This window comes from Neoalteromonas flava (assembly GCF_002807685.1).
GTDB classification, from domain to species: domain Bacteria; phylum Pseudomonadota; class Gammaproteobacteria; order Enterobacterales; family Alteromonadaceae; genus Alteromonas_E; species Alteromonas_E flava.
Window position 1 is genome coordinate 296,991 of record NZ_PEAX01000005.1, and the last position, 25,401, is coordinate 322,391.

The following is a 25,401-nucleotide window of genomic DNA, read 5'->3' on the forward strand; positions in this document are numbered from 1 at the left end:
GATTCTCCTTAGGCCTGAATTATGCGAAGTATGATTTGCCGGTGCGAGCCATCTCGCGAACACCATCAGAGACCTGATAAATAGGGCCTAAGTCAGCATACTTGTCAGCTAAATCAACAAACGCCTGTAATCCCATGGTTTCGATGTAACGGAAAATTCCGCCTCGGAACGGAGGGAAACCAAGCCCATAGAGTAACGCCATGTCGGCTTCTGCTGCGCTACCAACAATACCTTCTTCTAAACAACGAATGGCTTCGTTAGCCATTGGGATCATGGTCCGCGCGATGATTTCTTCGGCACTAAAGTCGGCACGCTCAGCGACGTGCGGTTGCAACAGTTCATAGGCTGTTTGCGCCGGAGTTTTCTGCGGTCTACCGCGTTTATCAACGCCATAATCGTAGAAACCTTTGCCGTTTTTCTGACCTAAACGTTCGTTCTTGAACATCACGGTCACAGGATCATTGTCTATCTTTTGCATACGCTCAGGGATGCCTTCAGACATTACACCTGCGGCGTGATCAGCCGTGTCCATACCAACGACATCAAGCAAATAGGCAGGGCCCATCGGCCAACCAAATTGCTTCTCCATAACTTTATCGACGGCAGTAAAATCTGCGCCATCCAAGACTAAGCGACTAAAACCAGCAAAATAGGGGAACAATACGCGATTGACTAAAAATCCGGGGCAATCGTTAACCACTATAGGGGTTTTACCCATTCGTAAGGTCGTTGCAACAACCGCGGCAATGGTGTCGTCTGAAGTATCCTCACCACGAATGATTTCAACCAGAGGCATCTTATGCACTGGATTAAAGAAATGCATGCCACAGAAACGTTCAGGTTTCTTTAGGCTCTTGGCTAATTGGTTAATGGAGATAGTCGAGGTGTTCGAGCAGATAATGGCATCATCTGCGACTGCGCTTTCAGTCTCTCCCAGTACAATACCTTTAATTTTCGGGTTTTCTACTACGGCTTCAACAATTAGGTCAGAATCTTTGATTGCACTGTACTCTAACGTTGGCGTGATGTTGGCAAGCGTTGTGGCCATCTTGGCGCCATCAACTTTGCCGCGCTGCATGCCTTTCAACAAAATGCCGGATGCTTCTTTCATACCTAAATCAAGTGCTGCTTGATTGATATCTTTCATCACTGTGGGAATACCTTTAACCGCACCTTGGTAGGCAATTCCACCGCCCATAATACCGGCACCCAAAACGGCATTTTGCTTAACTTGCTTTGTGGCTTGTTTGGCTTGCTTCTTACCTTTGCTCTTAACCAGTTGGTCAGCCATGAAAATGCCAATTTGCGCTTTTGCTGCATCAGTTTTGGCTAATTTAACAAAGCCTTCGTTCTCTAGCTTCAACGCACCATCACGATCCAGCATTGCTGCATTTTTTACAGTCTCAACCATCATGTGTGGAGCTGGGTAGTGCTTACCCGCTTGCGCAGCTACCATGGCCGCAGCCGTTGAAAAGCTCATCATGGCTTCGTTTTTATTTAACTGTAAAGGAGACTTTTTCTGCGTCCGTCGGGCTTGCCAATTAATATTGCCAGCAGCTGCATCTTGTGCCATCGAAATTGCGGCATCGCGCAATGCTTCTGGTGCAACCACAGCATCCACAGCGCCTTCAGCCAATGCTTTAGCCGCTTTCCGGTCGCGTCCTGTGGTCATCCATTCAAGCGCATTGTCTGACCCAATGACGCGAGGTAATCGCACCGTGCCACCAAAGCCAGGCATTAGGCCAAGTTTCACTTCAGGTAGACCGATTTGTGCAGTTGTATCAGCCACACGTAAGTCACAGGCGAGCGCCATTTCACAACCACCACCAAGGGCAAAACCATTCACTGCGCATACCGTGGGCAAAGGAAGATCTTCAAAGCGATCAAACACTTGCGAAGTTTTTGCTACCCAAGCGAGTACTTCATCATCGGGTTGGGCGAACAAGCCCGTGAATTCGGTGATGTCGGCACCGACAATAAACGCAGGCTTAGCGCTGCGCACGATCAGTGCTTTGAGACCAGTCTGTGCTTTGATGGCTTGTGTGGCTTGGTCTAGCTCCTCAACGGTTTGACGATCAAACTTGTTGACCGAGCCCGAGGCATCGAATACGAGCTCGGCGATGTCATTGGCCGAGTCGATGGTTGCAACTGTTAAACAGCTACCTGAGTAAATCATATTGTATATCTCCTCATCGCGGTGGAGCATAAGTATAGATGACTCACACCACTTTATGCGTAGGGGGTCGAGATTCTCGTTAAAATCGGTGCGAAACACAACGAAAAAATAAAACACGTGTTTGAAAGTCTAGAGATAGGTAGCCTTGCTATTTTTTCAAGGTGCAAAGTCAGTAAATTGCGATGAAGTTCGCTGAAACGCACGCCAAATCTTGCTACTCTATGTTTATGCAAAGGTTACTTTTAGTTGCGTCGATGCTGCGTATTAGCCGTGTTAAAAGTCTCAAGTTGGCTGGGTTATATCGACTATTTTTTGTATCTATAGCTTGGCATAGTCTTGTCTTGGCGGCTGACAACCCGATCGTTTCGTTCCCACAAAGCCCGTTGGTTGCTGCGGTAGACCCTTTTAGTACCGCCGACACAGAGCGCTTTCGCGAGCAATTCGACGAGTTTGTGACCATTATCCGCACCCAACGCAACATTGACGCCACAGACATGCAGGCGCGGTTACATGCGCTTGAGGGTTACACCTTATATCCTTATGCATGGAAGTACTGGCTGCTTGCCAGTTTATCGCGCCAATCTGAAGCTCAAATTGGCGAGTTCCTTACACGTTACGATGGCCAACCTGTGGCAAGAAATGTACGTAAGCGATGGTTGCAGTTGTTACAGGACCAGAATGCTAACCAAGCGTTTGTGCATGACTATCATGCTGGGTTGAGTGCAGAACTAGATTGCTATTATCTGCGTCAAACACTACCCGAGGACGTCGATGCAGAGGTGCTCGATTCGAGCGTCGCGAAACTATGGATGGTTCCTTACTCACAACCCAGTGCGTGTGATCCATTGTTCGCGCGCTGGAAAAAGGCCGGATTGCAAACCTCCGAACGCACGCTCAAACGGGTTAAGTTGGCCACTCAGGAAGGCAATTATCGACTCGCTAGTTTTCTGGCGCGCAGTTTGAAACCACAACATAAGTATCTCGCCCAGTTATGGCGGGATGCTCAGCGTAATCCAGCTCGTCTCACTAATGCCAAGCGTTTACCTATGCAGTACTTGCTGCAAGAAGGCGAGGCATTTACGTATGCAATGAAAAAATTGGCGTGGTCACAACCGCAAAAGGTCATTACTGCATACCAAACCTTTGCGGATGGTTTGCAACTGAGCGAACAGCAGCGAGAGGACATTGTCAGTGCTATCGCCCTATCGTTAGCGGTTGATCAACACCCAGACGCACTTAGTTGGTTACAAAAAGCGCAGGAATTTAATGTTAATGAAGAAATCTTGCGTTGGCAGGTAGCTACTAGCATTCGCCAGCAGCAATGGCAGCAAACACTGGCTATAATCGAGCAAGCCAGCGAGTTAGCAGCGCAGGATATTTCTTATGAATACTGGATGGGGCGCAGTTGGCAGCAACTGCAAGTGGAAGAAAAGGCTACAGAACGATTTAATAATGCTGCGCAAGAACGCCACTATTATGGATTCCTGGCCAGCGCTCAGTTAGATCGGCCAGCGCAGTTTAATCATCGTGAGCCAATTTGGGATGCACAAATTCAAACACTTTTGCTTAGCGACCCGGCAATCAATCGCGCCTTTGAATTAAAACGCAGTGAGCGCTTTGCTGAAGCCCGCCGTGAGTGGCGCTTTGCGTTACAAGCCATGTCACCGGAAATTAAAATTCAAGCAGCATTACTCGCTCATCATTGGGGCTGGTTTGACCAAGCTATCCAGTTATTTACCGAATTAAATTACATGGATGATGTAGTACGCCGCTTTCCTGTGCCGAGTGAGTCGCCATTGCAGCCCTTGGCGACAGAATATCAAGTCGACCCAGCTTGGGCACTTGCCATCACTCGACGCGAAAGCTCTTTCATGGTGGATGCAGTCTCGCAGGTTGGAGCGCGCGGATTAATGCAAATAATGCCGACCACAGCAAACTATTTAGCCAAGCAACCGGTTAATTATTCTGCATTGCTAGAGCCTGAGAGGAACATCTCTTTGGGTCTGCGCTATTTACAGTACTTGATGCAAAAGGTGGATAACAATCCAGTCTTAGCCACCGCCTCGTATAACGCAGGTTGGCAGCGCGTGTTAAACTGGCTGCCAAAGCAAGAGGCGCAGGATGCAGACATATGGATCGAGTCGATCCCCTATCGAGAAACACGAAATTATGTCAAAGCCGTGTTAGCCTATAAATACATATACCAACGGCAGTTGGGGCTGGAAACCGATGTGTTTGAGCAGTTGCAGCACATGCAAATGAGCCCCAAGCAATAATCTAAGCCCCCGCCGACAGCGGGTGGTCATACTGAAATCGAGTAAGGAATATATGCAAGCACTAGCTGAAGACTACGCCAAGCACATTGAAATTTTACAGGCGCGGACCCGCGAGGCATTGGAGAACGAAGCGCTGGATGGCCTGGTCATTCATTCGGGGCAGAGCAAGGTGATGTTCCTCGATGACAATCATTATCCATTTCATGTTAACCCGCAATTTAAAGCTTGGCTTCCAGTGGTCGACAATCCGAATTGTTGGTTAGTGGTTGATGGGGTCAGTAAACCTAAATTGATTTTCTATCGTCCGGTGGATTTCTGGCATAAGGTTCCGCCAGAGCCGGCAGCGTTCTGGACCCAGCACTTTGATATTGTGCTATTGAAGCAAGCCAATGCAGTGGAAAAGCACTTACCTTACGACAAAGATAAGTACGCCTACGTCGGCGAATTCATTGAGGTGGCGCAGGCGCTCGGTTTTCATCAAGTAAACCCTGATCGCGTTATGCATTATCTGCATTATCATCGCGCCTATAAAACTGACTATGAACTGTCATGTATGCGCTTGGCCAACAAAACCGCGGTAGCTGCACACCGCGCCGCAGAACAGGCGTTTATGCAGGGCAAAAGCGAGTTTGACATCAATTTAGCTTATTTGAATGCAGCTCGTCAGGGCGAGAATCAAGTGCCGTATTGCAATATTGTCGCTCTCAATGAGAATGCTTCGATTTTACATTACATGGCCTTGGAGTCTCAGCCTCCACAGCAACACCGCAGTTTTTTGATAGATGCAGGTGCTTCATTTAATGGCTATGCCGCTGACATTACACGAACGTACTGTAATCAGCCGCATGAATTTAATGACTTAATCTCTCGAGTGGACAACTTGACTAAGTTACTCGCAACAGAATTGCAGCCAGGTATTGATTATGCGGATATTCATCGCAAAGCTCATGACGGTATAGCGGAAATATTGAGTGACGCGCATATTGTTAATCTCTCCGCCCAACAAATTGTTGATAAAGGGATTAGTCGTACTTTTTTCCCACATGGTATTGGGCACTTTTTAGGATTACAGGTTCATGATGTAGGCGGGTTGATTGCCGATGAGCGCGGCACCCCCAAACCAGCGCCAGATGATCATCCCTTCTTGCGCTGCACTCGCACCGTTGAGGCGCGCCAAGTGTTTACCATTGAGCCTGGTTTATATTTTATCGACAGTCTATTGGATGATTTACGTAGTTCTGATAACAGCCAGTACATTAACTGGGATCGAGTCGCGGAGTTCAAACCGTTTGGTGGTATTCGTATCGAAGACAATGTTATCGTGCACCCGAAATCGATAGAAAATATGTCGCGTGATTGCGGCTTGGTTTAAGTGACTTTCGGGTTAAGCTTGAGCGCGAGTTAGGCGATCATTGACATCATCCCAAGCTTCGTCGCTTGGTGGTTGTTCCACCCAAATGTGAGCAAAACCTTGGTTATCGAGCTGATAAAGCGATTGGTATAAGTTTCGGGCATAACTAGCTTTCTCAGCACTGAGTTGCACAAACCCGTCGATTTTTTTATTCCCAATCTCGCGAGTTAACTCGGTGCTGTAATGAACGCAAGCGGTATGCTCTGGCCATTGAGTTAGAGCGTCTGCTAATTCTTGTGTCGTTTTAACCTGAAGTCTGCCTTTAGGTTGGTAATGTTGCTTAATGTTTCCAGGAACTTGCAATTGATGGCTGCGATAGCTTTGCACAGGCAGTTGTAAACTTTCGGATAACTGCTGTGCCGTAATCGGTCCAGCACGTAAAATACGTAAGGGTTGCGTGGGATAATTACTGATATCGAGGATCGTCGATTCCAGTCCAACTTCACAGGCTCCACCGTCAATCACCGCGTCGATTTTGCTGTTTAATTCATTAAATACTTGCTGTGCAGACGTCGGACTGAGCTGCTTGTGCGGATTAGCAGAGGGGGCTGCGACGATTAATTCACCGCGTTTTAGAATTTCACGGAACACGGGATGTGCCGGCATGCGCACCCCGATAGTGTCCAGTTCACCGGTAACTGCAGCTCCAATAAGCGGGCTTTTTTTAAGGATCAACGTGAGGGGGCCAGGCCAAAAATGTTCCGCTATTTGGCGTGCTACGCTTGGAATATCGCGACAAATGGAATCGAGTTGTTCAAGACTGTGAATATGTACGATCAATGGGTGATTGTTGGGGCGTTGCTTAGCACTAAATATTTTTGCTACTGCTGCCGGGTTGGTTGCATCTGCTGCAAGACCGTAAACAGTTTCCGTGGGTACGGCAACCGTACCTCCCTGCACTAAGATAGCAGCGGCTTGCGCGATACCTGGCTCATCGGATCGCAAAAATTGAGTTGTATTGTCGGTCATCTTTATGGATTACAATAATTACAATTGACCGGATCTGTGTCCGGCGCTTCGACTGCTTGGGTTTGGCTAAATCCACAATCCTGGCAGGTCATAACATGGGCTTTGGGCTGTCTACTGGGAGTTCCACACTGTCGACAAGGTAGCCCTGCCACGCGTTGCTTGACCACGAAACCACGCGCTGCGCACTGTGGACAGTGACTGGTTAAGTATTTGACAAGCGCTTGCGCAGCTAGCTCCAGAGTGACTTGACGTTGTGGGCAGTGCATAGCCCTAAAATCATACTGCAATTCTATCAAACTCGCCTTAGCAGTTGTACCGAGTTGTTGCACGGCAAGTTCTATTGCTGCTGCATTTAACAAGCCTTTGTGCGCAGCCAGTGCTGACTTTTTGCTGTCTCTGGCGATGATCATGCCGGCCTGACCAGGCGGAACTTCTTCAATAAAGGTACTAACCTGGGATTTCCAATTCACATCGAGTGGCAGAGCCAACGTCAGTTTCTCCAACATAATCGGCTGTTGTGCGCTAGCGCTAGCAATCACTTTGCCGTCTCGATTGACGCAAACGAGGATCTCCGTATTGAGCGCAAATAAGCCAAAACCGTCACTTTGAAAGCTTCCTTCACTGCCAATACCCAGCTCTGCATCGTGGTGCTGTAAACTCATCAATGCTTTGTGTTTGGCACATTCATAGGGCGATTGCGTGCGCGCTACTTCGCCACTAAAGGTGCCCAACGTGTCAGTATTGAAGCCAGTATAGTTAACCACTTGCCAACCCAGCGCTGCTGCCAGTGGCTTAGCGATGTAGTCGGCTTTGCCGTGCTGAGTCGCAATGGCAGCGGTAAGGCCGTACATTGGGTCGTTGGTGCGCACGATTGATCGGTTAAGACTCGAGTTCGTTGAGGAGTTCCTCGAATTGTAGGCTCAATTTGTGACTTGGGGCAAAGAACGCCAATGGACGGCGCTGGCTATGTGATTCACGTACCTTTACGGAAGAGCTAAGTTTGGACTCGAGGACTGGTAATCCTTGTTCAACTAAACCGGCAACCAGTTGCTTGGGTAGGTTTGCCTGGGCATTAAACTGATTGATAATAATGCCTTCACAGGCCAAGTCTGGATTGTGATCACTTTTAAGTTCCATGACATTATCCAGCAAACGCTGGATCGCCTGAGCTGAGAAATCGTCACAATCAAAAGGAACTAAAAACGAGTCGGCAGCTATTAGTGCAGCTTTAGAATAAAAGTTGAAATTTGGTGGAGTATCAATATAGATGCGATCATATTGACCTTCTAACTCTTTGATAGTATCGCGTAACTTGAACATTTTATAGCGTGATTCCAACTCGCGCTCAATGTTAGCTAAACTTTTGTCTGCGGGCATGACGAACAGATTTTCAAACGCAGATGGCTGGACAAAATCTTCTCCCGTTAACGCTTTACTGAACCAGCCCACGGTTTGCTTAAACATGTCGGCGACCGTATGTGTGTCCTCGGTAACATCGATACCGGCATAATGCGTCGCATTGCCTTGCGCATCGAGATCGATCAAAAGTGTTTTTAAACCCCTTTTGGCGCTCGCTGCAGCCAAATTGGTACTTATCGTAGACTTACCAACGCCACCCTTTTGATTAAACACAACTCGTTTTTTCATACTATGTCTTCGCTACCCAACAGGTACGATCAGCATAAAAGAAAGCATTGGTTTTGGGAATGGCTATAGCACGACAGGTGCGAAATAAATGGTAAAAAGCCCCGCCGTTGCTATGTGACGGGGCTCTGAAGTTATGAATTTGGTAAAATCACGTTGTCGATAACGTGGATCACACCATTGCTACCTTTTATATCGGTTTGGATAACCTTGGCTCCATCAACGGTGACTGTGCCCATGGATACGGCTATGTCGATACTGTCGCCTTGCAAAGAATTGGCTTTAGAGAGGTTTACCACTTCTTTGGCATAAATCTCTCCCGGAACCACGTGATAAGTCAGAATATCAATCAATTTGTGCTTATTTTCCGGTTTTAATAACGTCTCGACAGTCCCTGCTGGTAATTTGGCGAAAGCATCGTTAGTGGGGGCGAAAACGGTGAATGGTCCTTTTCCTTCTAGCGCCTCGGTTAAATCAGCCGCTTTTAATGCTGCTACTAACGTTGTGAAGTTGGCATTCCCAGCAGCAATGTCAACAATATCGGGTTGGCTGTGTTTACTTTTCGTGTAATTACCGCCAGCAACAGCAACTCCGGCTACACCAATTAGTGCAGCAGCAATAATCGTAGATTTTAAACGCATGTTCATAATGTCACCTCAAATAATGTCGTTAATTGAATTAGGTCATGCAGTGCACATTGCATAACGTCAATACAGCTGCGTTTTCTTTTTGGTTGATGAAAGTTTTGTAATCTGTGATTTACCGACCAGATTGATGCTGAAGTATGAATATTTGGCAGTTAAGAATAATGACTAACTTAATGCTAAGGAATCGCATCTATGTATGATTTCTCTATTTCCATGTAATGACGGCATTGGCCAACGTGGAACAGCTGAAAGTAAAGCGTTCCTTGCTGGCTTAGTTGTGAATTTAGACTTTATCTTTTTCGTTAATGATAAATCGTTTATCAACATTCATATCTTTAGGAATGAGGTGCAGAACTAAACTATGCCGGCTTATCCCCATGTCTTTGCGTGGGCTTCCGCCGTGCGCAAGACAAGCATGCCAGAATAATGCCTGGCCTTTCTTGATGATGAGCTCTCGCCGTTCTGACACTTTGCTTGCTTCAGCACTTAACCAGGCAAAATATTCAGCGTTTTCAGCCTTGGATAAGGTACGCAAATTCGTTTGTGGATAATTGCTATCGTGTTTGTTCCAATAGCCCAATTTGTGTGTTCCCGGGTAAAATTCGAGAGGGCCACTGTCCGGATGAATATCTTCCAATGCTATCCAACACCCGATCAAATAATTGCGTGGGTAAATATGAAATTGAGCATAATCTTGATGCAGTTTTTGTTGGCTACCAACTCCAAAACTTAAGGTAAAACCTGATTCAGCTGGCTTGTCGAACAGCAACGATCCAATGCGTAAAATAGTCTCATTTTCGCTCACTTGTTCAAACTGTTCAGAAAACTCATTCATCCCATGAATGCGCCAATTATTATTCAATTGCATCCACTGCCTTTCACTTTCGGGTAAGGACAGTAATTCCTCTTGTGAGAGGTTTTGAGGCTGTGATTCATCCTCGCGTCGTAAACCAATAATATTCAGGTTTGGATAGCGTTTTTGGCCACGCCATATACCATTTTCCATCTCACTCTTAAGCAAATCACAGGTTTTGCTATCAAGAACATTGGCGATTACGAAACCATTGTCGACCCACTGGTTGAGCATTTCTTTATCGTCTTTTGGTAGGTCTTTGGCAGCGATATACGTTTTTGCATCAGTTTGGTCAAACCAAGGGCGAAGCTCAGGAGATTTAGGCCATTGGCCATTTTTTGAATAATCAATAGTGTTTCTAAGTGACTGACTTTTAGCTGTTTTTTTTCGTTGGCGGCGAAACCTGCCGAGCCGATCTGGAGCTTTTAAGAAATCCACCAGTTTAGATGTCTTAATTTTCAATTGCTTGACCGTTAAATCCATACTCTTCTCTGTCTCTCGCGCCTCATTGCGTGGCGTTGGTAAATTTCGCACTAGCTCGTCTATCGCTCTATAATTTGGCTGGCACATAGAGGCCGACAACACATAATTTAACCGATTGATATCAAATTGTATGCCCTCGGAATTGGCTAATTGCATAATATCACCGCGATAATAACCACGCAGTTTTTCAATCTCTGCGGAAGGTAGTGAAAGGGTGAACTCATTCTGCTGATTCAAGGCCTGATGGACTTGTGCTAAAGAGAGGTCGCTATACAAAGTTGCCTCATAATCGGATGTTTGCTGCGCTATGCAGTAACTTCCATCAGATTGCTTAAAGTGGGCCACGACTTGAGGGATAGTTTTCCGTTCATTTGCATGCGGTAACGATGCATTTGCTAAGGCATTTTTGTCTAGTCCTAGAAATTCGGAGAAATTTACCAAGGTACGTTCCTGCTGCTGCATTAAATCTTCGAGTTTCATGACATGCACGTTGTCTCGACCGAATAGTTCAAAAGCGTTGGCAACGAGCTCTGCATACTTGGGTAAGTAGTAATTCTGTCGTTGCCAAACCACGTCTTCAAAGGAGGCGGAGATATCAGCGCTGAAATTTTGGCTTTTTTGACCGGTAGAAAAATGATGCACAACATCATGGGTGTAATGTGAGTAAGCCCTCTTTATCGGATCTCTGAGCATAATAAGTATTTTTTTCTCACCTTTAAGCTCCTTGATTCGTTTAAGCGCAGAGGGATTGCGGAAGTAACTCGGGGTGATATCCACGCTGTAGCCACTAAATTGTCGCGGGTCTTGTTTAAAAAGACCGAAAAATGCATCGTTTTCTGTGGTGTAATTTTTGCTGAAGAAAAATGTCTCTTTCTTAGTTGTGGTATTGAACTGCGGATCGTTATCCAGCAGCTTGAACATAGAACTTGTACCGCATTTTTCAACGCCAATACCAAAAAGATATTTCATGTTTGCTAATTTACTATACGAATTGAAGGGAGCTTAATAAGCGATTCAGTAAGCTACGATTAAGTGAGCACAAAGGCTCTCTTGCTGCAGATTGATTTGTCTACGACTGGCCAAATCGACCAAAAATCAATGCACATTAATTTAGCAAGTGTTCGTGCTTGCTTCAAGCAAATCCGAATGCTTCAGGTAGCTTTGTCACCGCTGCGCCTTTTTTCTAGTGTGCCTACTGTAACTCAGCAACGAGTAAACTTTGCATCTACAGCAAGTGGGAGATTCGTTCGACTAAGCTAGAATTCACTGCAAAGCAGCTAATTTGGGTTAAATGAATTTAATGCATGAGCAAAGTCTCGAATTTTGCCCAGTTTATTATTTTCGACGAACGACCTTATTTTACGGGGAACTCACTTGGCGTATATTGTCTGACTGTATATGCTTAACATATTGTTAACATTCGGTGGGGTGGTGTATGCAAAAGGTTCCACGATTATTGTTAGCCATAGCAGCGCTAGGGTTGTGCGCCTGCCAAAGTACCCCTGTCACGCTGACTGCAAGCCCACATCAGTTGCTCAATGACGATGCGTTTACCGGTTACCATTTATTTGATATTGAAACCGAGGAAGAGGTTTTTGAACTAACTCCAGAAGCGAAATCTTTTGTTAATCGCGTTACCTGGCAACACGACCATCCCACCAAGAAAATTAAAGCCTTAGTGAGCAGTATTTTCGACCGCTCCGATCTCAACTTACTGTACAGTAACGACGCGAATACTACAGCATCAGACACGTTTAGAACCGGGGCTGCTAATTGCTTATCGATGTCTATTATGACCTATGCATTAGCCGAATACGCTGGTTTTGATGCGCGTTTTCAGGATATTCAAATCCCCGAATATTGGACTCGTCGCGATGGCTTCTCTTTACTCAATGGACATGTCAATGTGTTGGTGCGTCCCAAGCATGATCAGCAAGTGATTCAATTGTTGAGTTCTGACGTGGTGATTGATTTTGACCCACAGGATAGCCGCAGACACTTCCCAATTGTCGAAGTGACCAAGCAGCAAGCGCTTGCCATGTTTTATAACAACAAGGGCGCGGATGCGCTGATTGATGATGCATACACACGTGCCTATGCATACTTTAGAGCGGCTATTTTGATGGATCCAAACTTTGATGGCGCTTGGGTTAACTTAGGTATTCTATATCGGCGCACGGGGCATATGGAGCTAGCAAAACGTAGCTACGAGCGGGCCATAGAAGCTGATGATGACAATCTTACCGCGTGGGAAAACTTGGCATTTTTACACAGCCAAAACGGTGAGACTGAGCTCGCAGAAAGCATATTCAGTCGCGTTGAACGCCAGCGTCAGGATAATCCCTTCTACCATTTTATTCTGGGAGAGCAGGCATTTGATGAAGGTAAACTTGATGAAGCTTTACAATTTTTCGTGCGTGCGCATCGTTTAGATACAGAAAAGCATGAAATCTTGTTTGGTCTGAGTAAAACCTATTATGAACTAGGCGATATCAGCCGCGCCGAAAAATACCTCGCAATGGCCAAACGGCGAGCCCCGAATCCTCAAGATGAGGCGCGCTATGAGGGTAAGCTATCAAAACTACAACACATGTAAAGCCAGCGTAGTGAAGTATTGGCCTATCATTTTATTTAGCATTGCCGTAAACGCGCCACAAGCCCATGCTGATGTGTATGCTCAGGCGTGGGAGGATTTAACGTATTTATCAGCACCCGAACGGGACGGACGCGAACCTAATTCTCAAGGTAGCATCGACGCGCAGCAGCGGATTGTCGCGCGCTTTAAACAAGCCCAGTTGCAGGCATTGAATGGTGGAGATAATTTCTACCACCCGTTTACTTTGAAAAGTGGATTGAACAATTTTTCAGGAACCAATGTCCTGGCTGTGACTCATGGGCAAGATTCCGGGCTTATTGTGCTAACCGCTCACTATGACCACCTTGGACGTATACAAGGGCGTGTTCATCCAGGGGCGGATGACAATGCCTCCGGGGTGGCTGTGATGCTTGCGCTGGCTCATCTCAGCCAAACGAAGGCTTGGCAGCATGGCTTATTATTTGCCGCAACTGATGCGGAAGAGAAAGGGTTAATTGGTAGCAAGGCCATGCTGCAACAGGAGGAGTTCCCGTTGGCTCATATTGTAGCCAACCTTAATTTAGATATGCTTGGACAGTTTGGTCGTCCTCCGCGCTTGTACTTAACTGGCACGCAATCACACCCTGCCTTTAATGCGCTGGTTGAAGATATCAATGCGACAGTGTTGTTGGATTCGCAAGTGCGCCTGATAAAAGATCATCGCCAAGCTCGCAGCAGACGCTCAATTAATACTGAGATTAATTTTAAACGCGCCAGTGATCATGCCGTATTTGCTGATGCAGGAATACCCTACTTGTTTTTGGGAGTAGGGGAGCATCCTTGGTATCACACGGCACAAGACAGCGCCGATAGAATAGATCCCGCCAACTTAGCACTAGCGATTGATGTCGCATGGGCGCTGCTCAATAACGTTGATAAGCGCCTAGCGAAAGAAAATTAGATAACCCCCAGTTCGCGTAACCGCTCTTTAAGGTAGCTGTCGGCAGTGTGTCGGCCAGACAACACGACATCTGGGCGAGGGTGCAAAAATAATGGCAATGAAATTCGTGCTCGAGTTTGATCGGCGCCTTCCGGATTAATCACGCGATGCGTTGTAGAGGGAAAATAGCCGCCAGAAGCTTCCTGTAACATATCACCGATATTGACGATCAAATTTCCAAAGTTACAAGGCACATCAATCCAACCGCCGTCTTTCCCTTTTACTTGCAAGCCTGGCTCGTTGGCTGCAGGCAGAATGGTAAGCAGGTTGATATCTTCATGGGCAGCAGCTCGGATGGCATCCGGTTCTTCTGACCCATCAAGCGGCGGGTAATGTAAAACGCGCAATAGGGTTTGTTCGCTGTCCTTGATCATATGTGATAAAGGCTCTCGGTAACCCTGGCTTACCTCAGCGGGCGAAAGCTCTTCAACCCAAGAAAGTAGCTCAGCTGCTAATGAGGTGGCTTGATCATAGTAATCTTGCAGTTGTTGTTTCAATTCAGCTGGGCATTGGCCCCATGGGTAATAATGAAAGTACTCTTTGATGTCCTTCTTTTTAAACCCTTTGGCGACTTCAGACACGGTACTCGGGAAAAAACCATCCTGAGTTTCTTTGTGAAAGGTGTATTGTTCTTTTTCGTCGCTATTAAAAAATTTTTGCCAATTGGCGTAGATATCGGCAACCGATTGTTGTTGGATAGGGTGGTTCTTTAACACCCCAAAGCCAGTCTCGCGCAAGGAGCGCACGAACTCTTCTTTTGCATTGGCTGCCTGATAATCGACAGCAACTAATCGCTGAGTCATAGTCATCTCTATTTCACTTCGAAGGCGCGCATTATAGCGCGCTTTCAGTGGAGGTCATTGATTCGGGTCAAAAAAAACTGCAGGTGGTGTCAGCCAATTATGCCAGCGATAAGAATACGCCAGCCAGCGCTGCACTCATTAAGTTGGCCAATGTGGCAGCAAAAACTGCCTTCAAACCTAATTGTGCAATTTCTTTGCGGCGGGTCGGCGCCATGGCTCCGATCCCTCCCATTAAAATAGCAATCGATGAAAAGTTAGCAAAACCACACAGTGCAAAGGTTACGATGGCTTGCGTACTTGCCGACAACTCTTCCTTGTACTTAATGAAATCGAGGTAGGCGACAAACTCATTGACGACGATCTTTTGCCCAATAAAACTGCCGGCTAAGCGCGCTTCCTCCCAAGGTACACCGATCGCCCAAGCTAAAGGTTGCAGAATGTAGCCGAGGATCATCTGAAAGGTAAGGTCTGGCATGCCAAACCAAGCGCCAATCCCACCTATCATGCCGTTTAACAGAGCGATTAAGGCGACAAATGCGAGCAACATAGCGCCCACGTTTAACGCCAACTGCAAGCCTGATGAAGCCCCACTGGCGGCTGCATCAAACACATTCGCATAATCGGCTTTTTCTTCTTTTACTTCGGCCAGTTCATTATGCACCTTATCCACTTCAGGTTGCATCAACTTAGCCATTAACAGTCCGCCAGGCGCAGCCATAAAGCTAGCCGCTAACAGGTACTTGATTTCGACGCCTAATCCGGCATAACCGGCCAATACTGAGCCAGCAATGGATGCCAAACCGCCAACCATAATGGCAAAGAGTTCAGACTGTGTCATTTTCGGAATAAACGGGCGCACGACTAATGGTGCTTCAGTTTGCCCAACAAAAATGTTGGCCGCCGCGGACATAGATTCTGGCCGCGATGTTTTTAAAAGCTTCTCCAGGGCACCACCAATAATTCGAATAACCCATGACATGATCCCAATGTGATATAGGACTGTGATCAAAGAAGAGAAGAAAATAATGACTGGAAGTACATTGAAGGCAAAAATAAAACCTAACGAAAGGTTGCCAACAGGACCGAACAAAAAGTCGATGCCTTGTTGCGAATAGCCAATGATGTTTTTAACAAATTCACTAAGGCTCAACAGCATTTGAATGCCAGGTTCAAAATACAGGATAAAGGCACCTATACCGGCCTGAATAGCGAAAGCACCGCCCACGGTACGCCAGCGAATGGCGCGACGGTTGGAAGAAATGGCGTAAGCCAATGCGAGCAGCAAAAGAATGCCAAAAATACCAGTCATGTGTAGGGTTACCTTTTTATTTTTATTGTAATGCTTGCTTGATGTGCGATGAGATGACATCCAGTGCAATGTAGTTCTTACCACCCTGAGTTACCACCACATCAGCCGTAAACCGACTGGGTTCAATAAACTGGTGGTACATGGGCTTCACGGTCGACTCATACTGGGTCGCTACGGATTCTAGCGTCCGGCCGCGTTCACGTACGTCTCGCATCATACGACGCATTAAACAAATGTCCAACGGAGTATCGATAAACACCTTAACGTCATACAACGGCAAAAGCTCAGGCCGGGCCAACAACATAATGCCCTCAAGTATGATCACCGGCGCTGGTTTTAAGCGCTCCGTATCAGGTAAGCGTGTATGGGTTTTATAACAGTAGTGGGGATAATCAATTTCTTCGCCATTACGCAAAGCTTCAAGGTGGTCTTTTAATAAGCTGTGTTCAAATGCGTTGGGATGGTCATAGTTATTTTTTTCGCGTTCTTCCATCGGTAGATGGTCTTGCGCTTTATAATAGTGATCCTCGCGCAAGATTTGCACCGGCCGACCTTGTTCGGCAAAGGCTTTGAGGAGATTTTCAGTAAACAAGGATTTACCGGAACCGGATGCTCCAGATATGGCGATAATAAGCGGCTTTTGCATGATAAAACGAAATTTTGCTGACTTCGTGCAAAGATACGTGTTTAGTGACTTTTTGGCAATTTTTTAGGGGCAATATTCGCTTATCTTGTTAACTGTCGTAGGTTTTTAATCACTGCGACTCTGGGTTTGATTAACGGCTGGAACGCTCTGGTTCGATAGCCGCATCATTAAACTGTCATACAATCAGGACTAAAATAGTGAGAGAGCTGGCTTGTTGGTATGGCAATTAAACCAATTAGCTCAAAGTTGATTGATTTATCGCCGAAAATGACTTTTTTGCTGGATTTTTACGCGACTTCGTACCAAACTAGGCGGCTGATTGTCATAAAGTTGCAATATTTCTTATATAGACTTCCGCAGCTTTTTGAATTGGACTCAACGTGCTGATAACAATAATAAGCCACCGCGTTGAACAAAGTATTACGATACATAATAGGAAACACACTATGTTACTTAAATCAAAACTCAATCGTGTTGCGATTGCAGTTGCTGTTTCAGTAGGTCTTTCTACTGCAGCGATGGCGCAAGATACGTCATCAACCATTCGTGGTTCTGTAGCAACTCAAGCTGGCGAGATGATTAGCGGTGCTACCGTTACTCTAACTGATACTCGTACTGGCGCAGTTCGTACACTAGAAACTAACGAAAACGGTAGCTTCGTTGCACGTGGTTTACGTGTTGGCGGTCCCTACACTATTACCGTTGTAGACGCGCAAGGTTCGCGTACTATTGAAGATGTTTACCTAAACCTAGGTGAACCAGCGAACGTAGACATCGCGTTGGAAACTTCTTCTAACATTGAACGTATCGTAGTAACGGGTGCTGCGGGTGGTGTTGTTACTGAAGCACTAGGTCCATCATCTAACTTCAACTTTGAAGACCTTCAGTTCCAACCGTCTATTTCACGTGACATCAAAGACGTTATCCAAAACGACCCACGTATCACAATCGATCCATCAAACTCTGATGCGATCCAGTGTGGTGGTGCAAACAACCGTTTCAACAGCATCACTGTTGACGGTATCGCACAAAACGATAACTTCGGTTTGAACAACAATGGTTACCCAACTGAGCGTCTACCATTCCCATTCGACGCAATTGATCAGGTTGACGTGCAATTAGCACCATTTGACGTAACTTACGGTGGTTTCACTGGCTGTAACGTAAATGCGGTTGTTCGTTCAGGTACCAACGAAATTCACGGTAGCGTATGGATTGATTACACCAACGATGCAATGCAAGGTGATTCAATCGAAGGCGAAAAGTTTGATGTTCCTGATTTTGATGAGAAGCGTTACGGTTTCACAATTGGTGCACCAATCATCAAAGATAAATTATTTATCTTTGCTGCTTATGAAACTCACGAGCCAACTGAGTTATTTGAAGACGGCCCTGAAGGCGCGGGCTTCGCTGAGCCTATCGATGGCTTGACTGTTGGTTTACTCGACGAAATCCGTGATATCGCACTTAACACTTATGGTTATCAAGCGGGTGATATCCTAACTGCAGCTGATGAAGACGAAGAAAAAGTCCTTATCAAGCTAGATTGGGAAATCATGGACGGTCAGCGTGCGTCATTGACGTATCAAAACACTGACGGTAACACCATCAGTGCAACTGGTGCTGGTTCACGTAGCTACGCGTTTAACGATCGTTACTACAGACGTGCTAATGAACTAACATCATACTCATTGCAGTTATTCTCTGACTGGACGGACGATTTTTCAACTGAAATCCGTGTGGGTATGCAAGAAGTACGTAATGGTCAAACACCATTCACTTCAGATCCAGATTTCGGTGATGTCGTGATCCGCGATGTGGTCGGCAGTGTTGACGTTTTCTTAGGTGCTGACCGTTTCCGTCAAGCAAACAAACTAGATTACGATACAGATACGTTCCGAATCGCAGGTACTTACTTCGCGGGTGATCACGAAATTACCGGTGGTGTAGAGTATGGCGCAGTTGACGTATTTAACCTATTCGTTCCAGGTAGCCAGGGTATTTTTGAATTCGCTTCATTAGACGATTTCCGTAACGGTATCGCGAGCGAAATCGAATATAACATTCCAGCATCACTAGATGCGAACGATGGCGCTGCAGCGTTTACCTTTGAAAACACCACAGTGTTCTTACAAGATCGCTGGGAAGCAACGGTTGACCTAACTCTGACTTTTGGTTTGCGTTACGACAAGTGGACTTCTGACGATACTCCAACTGCCAATGCTAGCTTCCAAACACGTTATGGCTTCACTAACGCCGTTGCTCCAGACATGGACCTATTACAACCGCGCTTGGGCTTCAACTACGTAGTTGATGACAGCACGTTTGTATACGGTGGCGCTGGTTTATTCGCGGGTGGTAACCCAAATGTTTGGTTGTCTAACAACTATTCAAATAATGGTGTAACGATTCTGGCTTCATCAATTGAAGACGGTCCTGGCTTGATTGCAGCAAACACGCCTGGATTCTTATTCAATGTACCTCAAGCTTCTATCGACGGTTTGACCGGTGGTGACGGTGCAGTTAACGCACTAGACGCAGACTTCAACGTTCCTGGTGTTTGGAAGTTTAACCTAGGTACGCAACACGAGTTTGAAGATGGTACAGTTGCAGGTATCGACGCAATTTACTCACGTCAACAGGATTCAGCCAAGACTATCGCGCTTAATACAGTTCGTGTAGGTCGTGCCGCTGATGGTCGTCCAATCTACGAAGATGTTGATTTGTTGGACCCAGATTGCCGCACTAGCCCAACCAGCAGTGACTGCTCTGGCCGTAGTACAACAGACTACTTCTTGACTAACGCTGATGATGACGGCGATTCATTGGTTGTTTCAGTGTTTGCCAACAAGACTTACGACAGTGGTCTACGTGTTGGTGCAGCATACGCTTACATGGATGCTGAAGAAGGCAGCCCAATGAACAGCTCAACCGCAAGCTCTAACTACGGTAACTTGTCTACAGCTGATTACAACAACCCAGAAGTGGCAACCAGTAACTATGAAGTTAAGCATCGCTTTACCTTCAGCATGGGTTACAAGATGGAAATCTTCGACGGTTATGACACACGCTTTAACCTATTTGCACAACGTGTGAAAGGTAAGCCGTACAGCTTCAACTTCGACTGGGATCCTGGTTTTGGTGACGAGCGTCCGTTTGAAGACCGTTCATTGTTGTACGTACCTTTAGTTGACGATCCAATCGTTCAATACGGTGACAACTTTGACCTAGACGCGTTCAACGCATTTATCCGTACTCGTGGTCTTGAAGGTGCGCGCGGTTCAATCCTTGACCGTAATACTCAGAACAGTAACTGGTGGACACGCGTAGACTTACGTGTATCTCAGGAACTGCCTGGCTTTATGGACGGACACCGTGGTGAAGTTTACTTCGCAATCCGTAACCTTGGTAACCTAATCAATGACGATTGGGGTGTATACCGTCAGGTTAACTTCGAGTACAACAACCCAGTGGTTGATGCTCGTCTACTTGACGACGGTACATACCTTTACACCAACTTTGACGGTGATGCAGGCCAGCGTGTTAACGCAGACGCATCTACTTGGTCAATGCGTGTAGGTGTTAAATACCGCTTCTAATCCAATCGGATTAAGTTAAATAAAAACCGGCCTTTTGGCCGGTTTTTTGTTGTTGGGGATCAACTGACGGCAGTTTATACAATTGACCTCAGTATCCTCAGGACTATGCCTTAATCTTAACTACAGCATCTACCATTACACTTATCTTTGACAGCCAATACCTTTAGAAAAGCAGTTTCGAAGCGGCGTGCAGAGCACTCTTATTTACGAGGACCAACATTGAGCAACGTTCAGTCATTAACGCTTGTCCTTTACTTAGAGGAGTCATTAATAATGGTTAAAGATTGGGTGGAACCGACGCGAAATAGCCAAATCAGGCTCATTGGATAGTTCTCTAGCGAGACTGCGGAGTGGCGATAGGAAACATCTAGTCGGTGTTCATTGGGCTTAATCAATCCCATACAAATCTATCGGCTGTGCTTGGGATATCCAGCGTAACTAGCCTCGTTGTTAAACGTTGTCGAACAGTTTCTCTACTCGCTGGCGCAGCTCTTCAATTTCAGTCACGTCCGCAGGCGCGATAAAAATCGTATCGTCACCGGCGATGGTGCCAAGTACACCGTCCTTCTTAGATAAAGAGTCTAACAGACGTGCAATGAGTTGGGCTGCACCCGGGCTGGTGCGTATGATCACCATGACATTATTGTGCACGATATCCAGCACTAACTGCTTAAGCGGACTTTTGGCGGTCGGCATGCCTAACTCAGGCGGCAAACAATAAACCATGTCTCCACGGGCATTACGGGTGCGCACCGCGCCGAATTTACTCAACATGCGAGAAATCTTAGACTGGCTGATGCTATCAAAGCCGGCTTTTTTGAGCGCGTCTACAATCTCTCCTTGCGAGCCGTAGCTTTCGGCTTTCAATAGATCTTTGAATGCTTTTATCAATAATTCTTGCTTCGGAGTGGCCATAGATATCGCAGTTGCTTGACGGTAAACCGATATTTTGCCGCAATCGACGCGACGTGGCAATTTTCATCGTTAATTCAGGCTATAATTGCCTAAAATACTCAGTATACGACCATTGGGTCATTGAGTTTTAGACCCGATTGTTTTAGTGTGTCGGGCGTTTTATTCAACCACAGATTTTTAATTAGGAGACACTCATGAAAGTAGCAGTCCTAGGCGCAGCTGGTGGTATCGGTCAAGCGTTATCGTTGTTGTTAAAAACCCAATTACCAGCCGGTTCAGAACTCTCGTTATATGATGTAGCACCTGTGGTGCCTGGTGTCGCTGTTGATTTGAGCCATATCCCAACGGACGTAAAAGTCACAGGTCATGGTAAAGACGATTTGGCGGATGCATTGCAAGGTTGTGACATTGTTTTGATTCCCGCTGGTGTGCCGCGTAAACCTGGTATGGATCGTTCTGATTTGTTTAACATCAATGCTGGTATCGTGCGTAACTTAGTGGATGCAATCGCTGACACTTGTCCGAAAGCCTGTATTGGGATCATCACTAACCCAGTGAATACTACGGTAGCAATCGCTGCTGAAGCACTAAAAGCCAAAGGTGTTTACGATAAAAACAAATTGTTTGGTGTAACGACGTTGGACGTTATCCGTGCTGAAACTTTCGTTGCCGATAAGAAAGGCCTTGATGTTTCAGGCGTGCACGTGCCGGTTATCGGTGGTCACTCGGGTACCACGATTTTACCTTTATTATCTCAAGTTGAAGGTGTTAGCTTCAGTGATGAAGAAGTCGCTGCGTTGACTACGCGTATCCAGAATGCGGGTACCGAAGTGGTTGAGGCTAAAGCGGGTGGTGGCTCAGCTACACTTTCAATGGGTCAGGCTGCTGCGCGTTTCTGCCTATCTTTAGTTGCGGCTATGAAAGGCGACAATGTTGTTGAGTACACATACGTACAGGTAGATTCAGATGATGCCGCTTTCTTTGCCCACCCAGTGCGTTTAGGCGCAAATGGTGTTGAAGAGATATTACCGTACGGTGAATTGAGCGCGTTTGAGCAAAAAGCTAAAGAAGATATGCTTGAAGGTCTGCGTGGTGATATCCAGTTGGGTGTCGACTTTGTGACAAAAGCCTAAATCACTGACCTAAGTAGGTAATTCAAAAGCCAGTCATCAGACTGGCTTTTTTGTATCTATAACTAGCATCGAGCTGGTTTTTCAACCTCGTTTCAGCGCCCGTTACGTAGTAAAGCATGCGGACATTTCACCGCAAGAAGCATATAAATTGTCAAAACAACGCGCGTAAAACTCAAACGCACTTGCTAGCTGCGTAGCGCCAGCAAAGTTATCAAAAAACATCCGTAGGCAAAATTCCAGTTACCCAATCGGGATCGGCATAGCTCTATACTGCAGTTACGAATAGACCTGAAATTACATCAGTGTCTTGTTGTTTCGAATTTACCACTGAGGGCACAACAATGATGCCAAACACCATCTCTTCAACCTGCAAAAAGACGGCGATAGCAGCCATACTATTCTCAGGGCTTAGCAATGCAGCTATAGCGGAACCTCTTGCCCTGTTTTCTGAACTGGCGCCGCAACGCAATGCGCAATTACCTGCCCACGTGACTAAGGCGTTCAGCGTCAAAGCCAACCGCAAGGCCTTACTAGCTGCAGAGATACTGATTGATCTACCGGACTTAGTCGAGCCCGTAGTGGCTATTCGTACAAGCTTGGACCGCAGCCGCAAAGGTTTGCATGTCTGGAGTGGTCATGTGCAGGGAGATGAAGCGGCGAGTGTTATCATAACGTTTAAAGGAAGCCAGTTGTCTGGCTTAGTGCAATGGCAAGGAAAAACCTACCGGTTAACCACAAATAATGCTGGCAAAGAACTGCTCTACGAAGTGGATTTGGCTTCGCTACCCAGTGAGGAAGCTGATGGTGAGGTTCCTCGGGGCGATTCAGCAGGTAATGAGTTTAGTGTTGAAGCTAGCAGTGTGGCTGCCGGCGACACGGTAACGCAAGATCTGTTAGTGGTTTACACCCAAGGCGCGTGCAACTATGCCGGTAGCTGCACGCAGTTGGAAGCAGACATTGTAACTGCCATTGCGGATCTCAATAACGCTTACGCGGCCAGTGGTATCAACATCACCATGAATCTTGCTGGTGCGCATTTAACCGACTATAGCGGTACAAATGCAAGTGAAACGCTAAGCGCTTTGCGCTCAACAACCGATGGGGTGATGGATGAAGTGCATCAAGTGCGCGACCAACTGAATGCCGATATCGTGTCGCTAATCTATGATGGACAAGGCTGTGGCATTGGCTATTTAGGTTCATCAGCGACTTCAGCGTTTAATGTCACTGATGTGCCGTGTATGGTTGGTAATCGTACTTTGGCCCATGAAATTGGTCACAATCAGGGGGCACATCATGACCGTCAAACCGTCGGCGGCGGAGTCTCTGGGGCGTTCAATTATGGCTATCGCCGGTGTAGCGATGGCTCGATTGACGATGCAGGCTCGCCGTATTTCCGAACTATCATGTCCTATAGCTGTTCAGGGGCTGCACGGGTAGGCAGGTTTTCGAATCCTCAAGTCACTTATGCCGGCGTACCGCAAGGAATAGACCCAGCTGATTCGCCTGCAAGCGGCGCTTGGAACGCCCGCACTTTGAACGAGTCAGCCAGCTATGTGGCGTCATTCAGAATCAATCAGCAAGTCAATATTCCGCTTGCACCGAGTGCTCTAGAGGCTGTGAGCGTTGAATTTAATGCGGTAACCATAGCGTGGACTGACAATGCCACTGATGAGGAGCTCTACGTGGTGCAACGTCGTGATGCGGCGTCAAGTTGGACAACTGTTGCACGCTTGGGCACTAACGTAACTAGCTTCGTAGACAATACTGTTAACGCTGATTCAACGTATGAATATCGAGTTGCAGCAGCCAACAGTGCCGGAACCTCAGAGTACAGTGCTCAAGTTGTCGTAATGACACCCGTTCAACCAAGTGAAATCACTGAATTTGTGCTCAGCGAGTTTACCAACCAAGGTCAGGTAAGCAGTGGCTTTGCTGCAACCTATGCCGATGATGGTAGTACTCAAGTTATTACAGAAACTAGTTCAGGCGGACCAAAGCGTTCCAGACGTCAAGCATACCAGCATGTATGGAATTTCAATATCAGCGGTGGAGCAGGAGGTTCAACCTTAGTGGCGAATACCTGGGTTTCTGGGAACGAAGGCGCTAACTTTGCAATGTCGCTGGATAATGGCTCTAGTTGGGTGCCGTTGTTCACCGTTGCCAGTCAATCAGCTGAAAACAGTGTTGTAGCGGTCTTGGGTACAATCAGTGGCCCTGTGCAAATCCGTGTAACCGATGCAGAGCAAAGTAGCGGTGAAGCGGTTGACAGTCTCTATGTGGATCAGCTAATTATTCGCACCTCGACGACTGTACCTGAAGCTCCTCTTGCCCCCAGTGATCTTGTTGTCACTGCAACGACAGCCGCTGCCGTAATGTTTGAGTTTAACGATAATGCTGAAAATGAGCTTGGTTTTACGCTCTATCGAGCCACTAGTGATCCTTTAGGCAACTGTGCTGCCGGCGAAGCGGTAACCGATCAGGCGAGTTTAGTCGGTACCGGCTTAACAACCATCAGCGACGAGACAGTGCAAGCCAATTCGGAGTATTTCTACTGGGTCACTGCGTTCAATGCCGGCGGTGAGTCTCTTGACTGTAGCAATGCGGTGAATGTGGTTACTGAAGCGACGCGTGCAGAATTAACTGTATCTGGATTTAAGCAGAAAGGCGTACAAAACGCTGAACTCCAATGGCTTGGGTTAAGTGGTGAGCAGGTAGAGATTTATCGGGATGGTCAACGTATTGCAACAGTTGCGAATTCTGGTCAAAGTGTTGACAACATAGGCCAAAAAGGCGCGGGTAGTTATCGTTATCAAGTCTGTGAATTAGCACAAGCTGCGTGCACACCAGAGCAAATAGTGGTGTTTTAATAGTGCACTAGTCGGCAAAAGGTCCCAGCATAGATACACTAAGTTGGGATTATTTGGCAGTTAAAAAAGGCCTGATCGTAGTTAATAGTTGC

17 protein-coding genes are annotated in these 25,401 nt (G+C 46.6%); 7 read left to right on the forward strand and 10 right to left on the reverse strand.

The annotated features are described in order from the left end of the window. Positions 1 to 19 precede the first annotated feature (19 nt). Positions 20 to 2,176, reverse strand: coding sequence for a fatty acid oxidation complex subunit alpha FadB (gene fadB / locus CSH92_RS13340; RefSeq protein ID WP_100658129.1), 2,157 nt, complete (start codon positions 2,174 to 2,176; stop codon positions 20 to 22). A 182-nt stretch (positions 2,177 to 2,358) separates the two neighbouring features. On the opposite strand from fadB, the gene CSH92_RS13345 reads away from it, so the two are divergent. Further along, positions 2,359 to 4,452 carry a lytic transglycosylase domain-containing protein gene (locus CSH92_RS13345; RefSeq protein ID WP_100658130.1) on the forward strand — a complete coding sequence of 698 codons (2,094 nt, stop codon included), beginning with the start codon at positions 2,359 to 2,361 and terminating at the stop codon, positions 4,450 to 4,452. A 52-nt stretch (positions 4,453 to 4,504) separates the two neighbouring features. Then, complete coding sequence (gene pepQ / locus CSH92_RS13350; RefSeq protein ID WP_100658131.1) at positions 4,505 to 5,824, forward strand: Xaa-Pro dipeptidase; 1,320 nt, start codon at positions 4,505 to 4,507, stop codon at positions 5,822 to 5,824. 12 nt (positions 5,825 to 5,836) lie between these two features. Here the strand turns inward: pepQ and CSH92_RS13355 are convergent, their stop codons facing one another. The 5 genes from CSH92_RS13355 to CSH92_RS13375 form a co-directional block, all read right to left on the reverse strand. Beyond that, a complete protein-coding gene (locus CSH92_RS13355) occupies positions 5,837 to 6,832 on the reverse strand; it encodes an L-threonylcarbamoyladenylate synthase (RefSeq protein WP_100658132.1) in 996 nt (331 codons plus the stop codon). Positions 6,833 to 6,834: 2 nt separating this feature from the next. Further along, the gene (locus CSH92_RS13360) at positions 6,835 to 7,701 is read right to left on the reverse strand and encodes a DUF6671 family protein (protein ID WP_100658133.1); all 867 of its coding nucleotides are present in this window, start codon (positions 7,699 to 7,701) and stop codon (positions 6,835 to 6,837) included. Positions 7,702 to 7,711: 10 nt separating this feature from the next. Then, positions 7,712 to 8,479 (reverse strand): ParA family protein, encoded by a 768-nt coding sequence (locus CSH92_RS13365; RefSeq protein WP_100658134.1) that lies wholly within the window; start codon positions 8,477 to 8,479, stop codon positions 7,712 to 7,714. 131 nt (positions 8,480 to 8,610) lie between these two features. Continuing rightward, positions 8,611 to 9,123, reverse strand: a complete 513-nt coding sequence (locus tag CSH92_RS13370; RefSeq protein ID WP_240612814.1) for a fasciclin domain-containing protein — start codon at positions 9,121 to 9,123, stop codon at positions 8,611 to 8,613. Positions 9,124 to 9,406: 283 nt separating this feature from the next. After that, a complete protein-coding gene (locus CSH92_RS13375) occupies positions 9,407 to 11,428 on the reverse strand; it encodes a phytanoyl-CoA dioxygenase family protein (RefSeq protein ID WP_100658135.1) in 2,022 nt (673 codons plus the stop codon). A gap of 466 nt (positions 11,429 to 11,894) precedes the next feature. Here CSH92_RS13375 and CSH92_RS13380 point away from each other — a divergent pair, with 466 nt between their 5' ends. Beyond that, positions 11,895 to 13,055, forward strand: a complete 1,161-nt coding sequence (locus CSH92_RS13380; RefSeq protein WP_100658136.1) for a tetratricopeptide repeat protein — start codon at positions 11,895 to 11,897, stop codon at positions 13,053 to 13,055. A gap of 10 nt (positions 13,056 to 13,065) precedes the next feature. Further along, entirely contained in the window at positions 13,066 to 13,995 is a 930-nt protein-coding gene (locus tag CSH92_RS13385) for a M28 family peptidase (protein ID WP_164084748.1), read from the forward strand. Here the strand turns inward: CSH92_RS13385 and CSH92_RS13390 are convergent. The 3 genes from CSH92_RS13390 to udk form a co-directional block, all read right to left on the reverse strand. Continuing rightward, positions 13,992 to 14,837, reverse strand: coding sequence for an isopenicillin N synthase family dioxygenase (locus tag CSH92_RS13390; protein WP_100658138.1), 846 nt, complete (start codon positions 14,835 to 14,837; stop codon positions 13,992 to 13,994). The two genes, CSH92_RS13385 and CSH92_RS13390, sit on opposite strands and share 4 nt — an antisense overlap. Before the next feature lie 97 nt (positions 14,838 to 14,934). Continuing rightward, positions 14,935 to 16,146, reverse strand: a complete 1,212-nt coding sequence (locus CSH92_RS13395; protein WP_100658139.1) for a NupC/NupG family nucleoside CNT transporter — start codon at positions 16,144 to 16,146, stop codon at positions 14,935 to 14,937. A gap of 22 nt (positions 16,147 to 16,168) precedes the next feature. After that, positions 16,169 to 16,792 carry a uridine kinase gene (udk, locus tag CSH92_RS13400; RefSeq protein ID WP_100658140.1) on the reverse strand — a complete coding sequence of 208 codons (624 nt, stop codon included), beginning with the start codon at positions 16,790 to 16,792 and terminating at the stop codon, positions 16,169 to 16,171. 446 nt (positions 16,793 to 17,238) lie between these two features. On the opposite strand from udk, the gene CSH92_RS13405 reads away from it, so the two are divergent. Then, positions 17,239 to 20,391 (forward strand): TonB-dependent receptor, encoded by a 3,153-nt coding sequence (locus tag CSH92_RS13405; protein ID WP_100658141.1) that lies wholly within the window; start codon positions 17,239 to 17,241, stop codon positions 20,389 to 20,391. A gap of 450 nt (positions 20,392 to 20,841) precedes the next feature. On the opposite strand, the gene argR is transcribed toward CSH92_RS13405, so the two are convergent. After that, the gene (gene argR, locus CSH92_RS13410) at positions 20,842 to 21,306 is read right to left on the reverse strand and encodes a transcriptional regulator ArgR (protein ID WP_100658142.1); all 465 of its coding nucleotides are present in this window, start codon (positions 21,304 to 21,306) and stop codon (positions 20,842 to 20,844) included. 194 nt (positions 21,307 to 21,500) lie between these two features. On the opposite strand from argR, the gene mdh reads away from it, so the two are divergent. Beyond that, a complete protein-coding gene (gene mdh, locus CSH92_RS13415) occupies positions 21,501 to 22,439 on the forward strand; it encodes a malate dehydrogenase (RefSeq protein ID WP_100658143.1) in 939 nt (312 codons plus the stop codon). A gap of 341 nt (positions 22,440 to 22,780) precedes the next feature. Next, positions 22,781 to 25,309 carry a M12 family metallo-peptidase gene (locus tag CSH92_RS13420; protein WP_100658144.1) on the forward strand — a complete coding sequence of 843 codons (2,529 nt, stop codon included), beginning with the start codon at positions 22,781 to 22,783 and terminating at the stop codon, positions 25,307 to 25,309. Positions 25,310 to 25,401 lie beyond the last annotated feature (92 nt).

What these genes read in the sequence shown, in the direction of transcription:
- CSH92_RS13375 (WP_100658135.1), bottom strand. Translation starts at nt 11,428, where the DNA reads ATGAAATATCTTTTTGGTATTGGCGTTGAAAAATGCGGTACAAGTTCT.
- CSH92_RS13370 (WP_240612814.1), bottom strand. Translation starts at nt 9,123, where the DNA reads ATGAACATGCGTTTAAAATCTACGATTATTGCTGCTGCACTAATTGGT.
- CSH92_RS13395 (WP_100658139.1), bottom strand. Translation starts at nt 16,146, where the DNA reads ATGACTGGTATTTTTGGCATTCTTTTGCTGCTCGCATTGGCTTACGCC.
- udk (WP_100658140.1), bottom strand. Translation starts at nt 16,792, where the DNA reads ATGCAAAAGCCGCTTATTATCGCCATATCTGGAGCATCCGGTTCCGGT.
- CSH92_RS13405 (WP_100658141.1), top strand. Translation starts at nt 17,239, where the DNA reads ATGTTACTTAAATCAAAACTCAATCGTGTTGCGATTGCAGTTGCTGTT.
- CSH92_RS13390 (WP_100658138.1), bottom strand. Translation starts at nt 14,837, where the DNA reads ATGACTCAGCGATTAGTTGCTGTCGATTATCAGGCAGCCAATGCAAAA.
- CSH92_RS13365 (WP_100658134.1), bottom strand. Translation starts at nt 8,479, where the DNA reads ATGAAAAAACGAGTTGTGTTTAATCAAAAGGGTGGCGTTGGTAAGTCT.
- CSH92_RS13420 (WP_100658144.1), top strand. Translation starts at nt 22,781, where the DNA reads ATGATGCCAAACACCATCTCTTCAACCTGCAAAAAGACGGCGATAGCA.
- mdh (WP_100658143.1), top strand. Translation starts at nt 21,501, where the DNA reads ATGAAAGTAGCAGTCCTAGGCGCAGCTGGTGGTATCGGTCAAGCGTTA.
- argR (WP_100658142.1), bottom strand. Translation starts at nt 21,306, where the DNA reads ATGGCCACTCCGAAGCAAGAATTATTGATAAAAGCATTCAAAGATCTA.
- pepQ (WP_100658131.1), top strand. Translation starts at nt 4,505, where the DNA reads ATGCAAGCACTAGCTGAAGACTACGCCAAGCACATTGAAATTTTACAG.
- fadB (WP_100658129.1), bottom strand. Translation starts at nt 2,176, where the DNA reads ATGATTTACTCAGGTAGCTGTTTAACAGTTGCAACCATCGACTCGGCC.
- CSH92_RS13345 (WP_100658130.1), top strand. Translation starts at nt 2,359, where the DNA reads ATGAAGTTCGCTGAAACGCACGCCAAATCTTGCTACTCTATGTTTATG.
- CSH92_RS13355 (WP_100658132.1), bottom strand. Translation starts at nt 6,832, where the DNA reads ATGACCGACAATACAACTCAATTTTTGCGATCCGATGAGCCAGGTATC.
- CSH92_RS13380 (WP_100658136.1), top strand. Translation starts at nt 11,895, where the DNA reads ATGCAAAAGGTTCCACGATTATTGTTAGCCATAGCAGCGCTAGGGTTG.